Annotated in this window: 4 protein-coding genes; 1 reads left to right on the top strand and 3 read right to left on the bottom strand. The window is 36.5% G+C overall.

The features are described 5' to 3' along the window. A partial coding sequence (locus tag ACP5S8_RS07440) for an NRAMP family divalent metal transporter (RefSeq protein WP_461876329.1) occupies nucleotides 1-1135 on the top strand: 1135 nt, incomplete at its 5' end. Nucleotides 1136-1300: 165 nt separating this feature from the next. Here ACP5S8_RS07440 and ACP5S8_RS07435 read toward each other — a convergent pair. The 3 genes from ACP5S8_RS07435 to ACP5S8_RS07425 all read right to left on the bottom strand — a co-directional run. Continuing rightward, nucleotides 1301-4384, bottom strand: a complete 3084-nt coding sequence (locus ACP5S8_RS07435; protein ID WP_461876328.1) for an efflux RND transporter permease subunit — start codon at nucleotides 4382-4384, stop codon at nucleotides 1301-1303. Between the two features lie 9 nt (nucleotides 4385-4393). Then, on the bottom strand, nucleotides 4394-5488 hold the full coding sequence (locus tag ACP5S8_RS07430) for an efflux RND transporter periplasmic adaptor subunit (RefSeq protein ID WP_461876327.1): 1095 nt from the start codon (nucleotides 5486-5488) through the stop codon (nucleotides 4394-4396). Further along, nucleotides 5485-6414: TolC family protein (locus ACP5S8_RS07425; protein ID WP_461876326.1), on the bottom strand; the 930-nt coding region annotated here is incomplete at its 5' end. The genes ACP5S8_RS07425 and ACP5S8_RS07430, both read right to left, overlap by 4 nt.

Raw genomic sequence — 6414 nt, 5'->3', positions numbered from 1 at the left:
AGCTCAGACAAGATATACGTTAGTGGGTGCTGTGGTTATAATGTCTTTACTTGCTTTCGTAGTCCAAGAGATGACTGTAAGGCTTGGAGCTGTTACAAAAGAAGGTCATGCAGAGCTTATATACAAGAAGTTTGGTAAGTTCTGGGGATGGTTTTCTCTGACAGACCTTTTTATAGCAAACACTTTTACCCTTGTAACGGAGTTTATAGGTATAGGAGCAGCTGTAAAAATGGTGTTTGGACTTCCATATGAAGTAACCATTCCAATAGCTGTAGGAGCTATGATACTGCTTGTTTTAAGTGGTGGATACATGTTTGTGGAAAAATCTCTTATAGCTTTTGCGCTCTTGCAGCTTGTTTTCATACCAGCGGCTATAAAAGCTCATCCTGATATAAATGAAGTGCTCAAGTCTTTTACATTCCAGGGTATAGATATATTCTCACCTACGTTTCTAACACTTTTTATAGCAAACATAGGTACCACTATAGCCCCTTGGATGCTTTTCTTCCAGCAAAGTGCTGTGGTGGATAGAAAGATGGGTATAGATGATATAAGAATAGGTAGAATAGATACCTTTATAGGTAGTCTTGGTACTGCTATAGTGGCCGCTTCAATCATAATAACCACCGGTGCCACTTTATATGGGCATCCACCTTACAACAACATACAAGATGCCTCAGAAGCAGCAAGGGCTTTGGTACCGTTTTTAGGCAAATACGCTGGGACTATATTTGCAATAGGGCTTTTTTCCGCTGGTGCTGTGGCTGCTGTTACATTGGCTCTTTCTACCTCTTGGGCTTTTGGAGAAGTGTTTGGTTGGGAGCACAGCCTTAATCTACCCTTTCAAAGAGCAAAGTGGTTTTACACCATATACATCTTAAGTGTAAGCGTAGCTGGAAGCATAGTGCTAATACCACATGCTCCTTTGGTGATTATAAACTTGCTTGTGCAAGTTATGAATACGTTTTTATTACCACCTGCTTTGCTGTTTTTACTCTTGCTATTAAACGATAAAGAGCTTATGGGAAGCTATACAAATAACATATGGTCAAATGTATTTGTGGCTTTGATAATAGTATTTGTTATGATACTTTCTTTGGTGTATGCTTTCCAAACGTTGTTTCCAGGAGGTTAATGATTATGAACAGATATAATTTTTGGGTAAAGTTTTCTTTGATATTTTTAAGAATATATGTGCTTTTTATGTTGGCTCTTTTATTTTATAAGTTCTATCAGGTGTTGAGTCGTTAGAAAAAATAGTGGAATGCGGGGGGCGTAGCAGAGTAAGAGAGAAATAAATCTAAAACTTAGAATAATCTTTGGGTGGGACAATATAAAGAAGTACCGGTATCAAAAGAAGGGTAGCGATAGTACCTATACTCATTCCGCTTACAACTACTACAGCCAATGGTTTTTGGACTTGAGTGCCTATACCAGTCCTTACAGCTGCTGGCAAAAGTCCAAGAGCAGCCACCAAACCTGTCATCAATACGGGTCTAAATTTGTCTTTCATAGTTTCTATTACGGCATCGTAAACCGATAGTCCACTTTCGTAAAGCCTTATAAATTGAGTGACTATAACAGAGCCGTTCATTATAGAAACGCCCATTACAGATATAAATCCTATAGCAGAGGAGACGCTAAAGGCCATGCCAAGCAATAAAAGTGTAACAATCGCAGTACCTATAGCCACTACAGCACTGGAGAAAGCCACAAACGTATATCTTAAGGATTTAAAGTATAAATACAATATCGCTAAGGCTATAAATACAGCTACTGGTATTATAATAGCCATTTGACGCTGGGCTTGTATCATTTGCTTGTATTCGCCGCTCCATTCAAGGTGGTAGCCCGGTGGTAGTTTTACGGCTTTTGCTATAGCTTCTTTGGCTTTTTTTATAACACCGCCTACGTTTGAAGTGGTAATGCTAAACTTTATAGGTAAGAATCTTTGATAATTTTCCCGATATATAAAGAAAGCACCTATGTGATATCTTACATCTGCCACGTCACCAAGTTTTATAATCTGACCGTTTGGAGTTAGTATGGGTATAGAAGCTATCTCCTTGGCAGTTTTTCTATAATCCTTTGGAAATCTTATTACTAAATCAAACTGCTCGTCTCCTTTTAAAACCTCTGTTACTGGTGAGCTTCCTATGGCAGCTTGTATTATATTTAAAACATCTCCAGTATTTAAGCCATACCTTGCTGCTTTTTCTCTGTCAACTCTTACATCTATTTCAGGCTGTCCAAGTTCTTTATACATGCCTACATCTGCCATACCTTTTATATGTTCTAAGACAGGTGTTATTTCTCTTCCCAACTTATCTAATTCTTCTAACTTTGGTCCGTATATTTTTAACGAGTTTTCGCCCTTAACACCAGAAAGCACTTCATCAAAGTTGTCTTGAATGTATTGAGAGAAATTTACATCTGCCCCTGGAAACATTTTTTCGAGATGTTTTCTCATTATATTTTCAAGCTTTTTCTTAGTCATACCAGAAGGCCACTTTGAATATGGTAAAAGCTGAATTGAGTACTCTGTATCATAAGGACCAACGTCGTCTGTACCGTCTTCTGGTCTTCCCGCTCTACTATCTACAGATACTACTTCTGGAAATGTCATCATATACTGTCTTACTTCGTTGGCATACTTATGAGAAGTAGAAAGAGCTATGCTGTATGGAAACGTAATCCTTAGGTATATATTTCCTTCGTCTAAGGTTGGTATAAATTCCGTTCCTAAAAACTTGAAACAGATAAGCATTATTGCTATTACTATAAAGCTTGCTATGGTGAAGGGTTTTGCTATCTTTAGTATTTGTTTTAGGATTTTAATATAAAAATCTGTAAGGATAAGAGGTATTTTTGGCTCCTTTTTGTTTATCTCTTTCTTTACAAGTCCTATAGCTGATGGCACAAAGGTAAAAGTGAGTACTATAGCTATAGCAAGAGCGTAAACGTAAGTTCTCGCCATTGGACTAAACAAAACTCCTTGAGCTCCGCTCATCATAAAAAGTGGTATGAAAGAGGCGATGATTATGAGAATTGAAAACATCACTGGTTTTGCTATGTCCATAGTAGCGTAGGCTATAACATAGTCTGCACTATGATTCTCTTTTTCTCCAGATATTCTGAAAATGTTTTCCGCCAGAAGGATAGCGCTATCTATGATAATACCAAAATCAACAGCCCCGAGTGATATGAGGTTAGCTTCCTCACCTCTTAAAGCCATAAAAGCAAGTGTTGATATGAGGGCAATTGGGACCACGGAAGCAACTATAAGGGCTATTGGAACATCTCCTAAGAAGAAAATCACCATAGCAAGTATTAGAATAATACCTATCGTGGCATTTTCTTTTATTTTGTTTATAACGGCGTTTAAGAGAGTTTGTCTTGTATAATATGGCACCAACTCTACCCCTTGAGATTTATACTGTTCATTTAACTCCTTAATCTTTTTGTTTAAGGCTCTTAAAGTAGGTACAGATTGGGCATCTTTTCTCATGACGGCTGTTACTACCACCACCTGATTTCTTGAATACCATTTGCCATTTGGTTCTCTTATGCTAAGCCCCATATAGCCTTGTACTGGCGCATGTCCTATGCGTACTTTTCCAACATCAGCCACTGTTATAGGAGTACCGTTGTAGTTTGTTAAAACTATATTTTTTATATCATTCAAATTTTTTATAAGCCCAATACCACGAATTGTATATGTTTGCTCTCCTATTTCTGTGTAGTTGCCACCAACGTTTATATTTGCGTTTGCTATAGCGTTCTGCACTTGTGTTAATGTAAGACCATATTTTACAAGCTTTTGAGGGTCAACTATCACTTGATATTGCTTTTCAAAACCACCAATAGGGTTGCAATCTTCTATGCCTGGAACGGTCTTGATTTGTCTACATATAGGCCAATCGGCAAGTGTTCTAAGATCCATAAGAGATTGATGTTTGAGACCTCTTACTTGAAACCTCATGACCTCACCCACTGGATTTGACTGAATAACTGGCTGAACACCCGGTGGAAGATTTGCTTGTGTAAGTCTATTTATAATATGTTGCTTTGCAGCATCGTAGCTTATATCGTAGCTAAACGTAACCTTTACATCGGAAAGACCATATAAAGATAGGGTATTTATCCTAGTGGCGTAAGGGATTGCTGAGAGAGCACTCTCAAGAGGTATAGTTACTTGCTTTTCTACCTCTTTTGCAGAATGACCAGCGTATATAGCGGTGATTTCTACCACAACGGGAGAGTAGTCTGGAAATGGTTCTACATCGAGCTTTTTAAGACCAAATATAGAAAAGATAAAAAGTAGCACCACTACGAATATAAACACTATTTTGTTTTGAAGTACAAAGTTTATAAATGATCTCATAAATCAACCCTATGATGCATCTTTTAACAACAAGCTACCAGAACCTACTATCTCATCTCCTTGGTTAAGACCGCTTTTTATATAAGCGGTACCGTCTTTTATTTGATAGACTTGAACCTCTGTTTTTACATACTTACCATTTTCATATTTAAAAACGTAAAACTTGTTGTTGTCAAATACTAAAGCGCTCTGAGGAATGGATAAAGCTTGAATAGTATTTGGCAATATCTTTACATTTACAAACATATTTGGTTTTAAGAGATTATGTATATTTTTAACTCTTATATAAACTTTATAAGTCCTTGTATTAGGGTCTACTATGTCTCCTACGTAGAATATTTTACCTTTAAAGTCAATTCCAGGATAAGAGGAAGTCGTTATATCTGCATTTTGACCTGGCTTTATAAACCTTATATCTTTGCTAAAAGCATCCGCTTCTACCATAACATGAGAAGTGTCTACTATAGTAGCAAGCGGTGTGTATGGATCTACTATGATTTTTTCACCAGGATGTATATTTAATTTTGCCACAACACCGTTTGATGGGCTTGTTATGTATTTTGTCATTACGTAAGAACCACCACCTTTTAAACCTATTATGCGCATTTGGGCATAGTATCCATCCATAAGGGCTTTGGAAGATTTTAAATTTGCCAAAGCGTTATCCAAATCGAACTTAGACATTGAGCCTATTGCATAAAGCTTTTTGGTAAGCTCGTAAGTTTTTTTGGCAAGCTCATACTGGGCTTTTGCCTGAAGATAGTTTGAATATAAGTTTGCTACATCAGCAGATTTTACCAAGAAAAGAGGCTGTCCTGTATGGACATTTTGACCTATATTTACAAGCACCCTTTCTATAACCCCGTTTACAGAAGAAGTAACGTTTACAATGCCATTTGGAGAAGATTTTACAGTACCTGGAAGTTTAAGGCTTTTAGTAAAAGTAGAAACGCTTACCTTTACTATTTTTATGTTGCTAGTCTCTGATGATCTCGCTTCATTTTGCTTCACAGCGTTGCTTGATGCCTTGGAGTTGTTGCAGCTGGTAAAAGCCAAGCAAACTAAACCCGATAAAAAAGCACCTTTAAAAATTTTCTTAATCATAGGTTACCCCTGCTATAAAGATCTAAAAGCGTTCTACTTAGCATAAGCTGATATAAAGCATTTCTATAGCTTGCCATAAAATCTTTGTAAGTTCTTTCAGCGTCGAGCAAATCAAGCACAGATATACCTCTTAAAGCAAAAGATTTTTGAGATATATCAAGAATTTTTTCAATTTCTTTCTTTTTTTCTACGTAGGCTCTAAAGGTCTTTTGAGCGCTTAAAAAGTTTTGGTAAGCTTGGTAAGTTTGGGTTTTTGCAGTATCTTCTAAATTTTTAAGCATAAGCCTATCTTGCTTTATACTGTAAGCCGCATTTAAGATACCCCCTACGTTTCTATCAAATATAGGAAGTGGAAAGCTAAGTCCTGCACCTATCATAAAAGGATATCTTCTTCCTTCTGAGTCCATTCCCACTGTATCTATCTCAAAGTTGAACGTTAAATCTGGTATATTTTGAGCCTTTTGATATTTTAAGTTGTAAAGGTCGAATTGAAGTTGATACCTTGCCGCTTTTACATCGAATCTATTCAAAGCAAGCTCTTCATATTTTTTTAAATTTAGTTTTTGGTTTAATAAAAATGCTACTGGATAACCAGCTTTTAAACGTATTGGGGTTTTTAGTCTAAGCAGCGTTTGCAACTCTTTCAAATCGTTTTCGTATTGAGCTTTTGCTTGATATACTGCGCTTTGAAGGTTTACTTTGTAAACAGATAGTTTAAAATAATCTAAATTCGATATAAACCCGTAATCCCTTTGATATTTAGCTATCTTTAATACCTTTTCATAGTTATCAAGGTCATCTTTAGCTTGTCTTAAAGCTATCTTATCTATTATCACTTGGTAGTAAAGGCTCATAAATCCAATGAGAAGATTCCTTACATTGTCATTGTGAGCAAAAATAGAAGATTTGTAAAGGGCGTAGTTTAG

It is taken from the genome of Hydrogenobaculum sp. (genome assembly GCF_049967395.1).
GTDB lineage: Bacteria > Aquificota > Aquificia > Aquificales > Aquificaceae > Hydrogenobaculum.
This window is presented reverse-complemented; position numbering and strand designations above follow the sequence as displayed.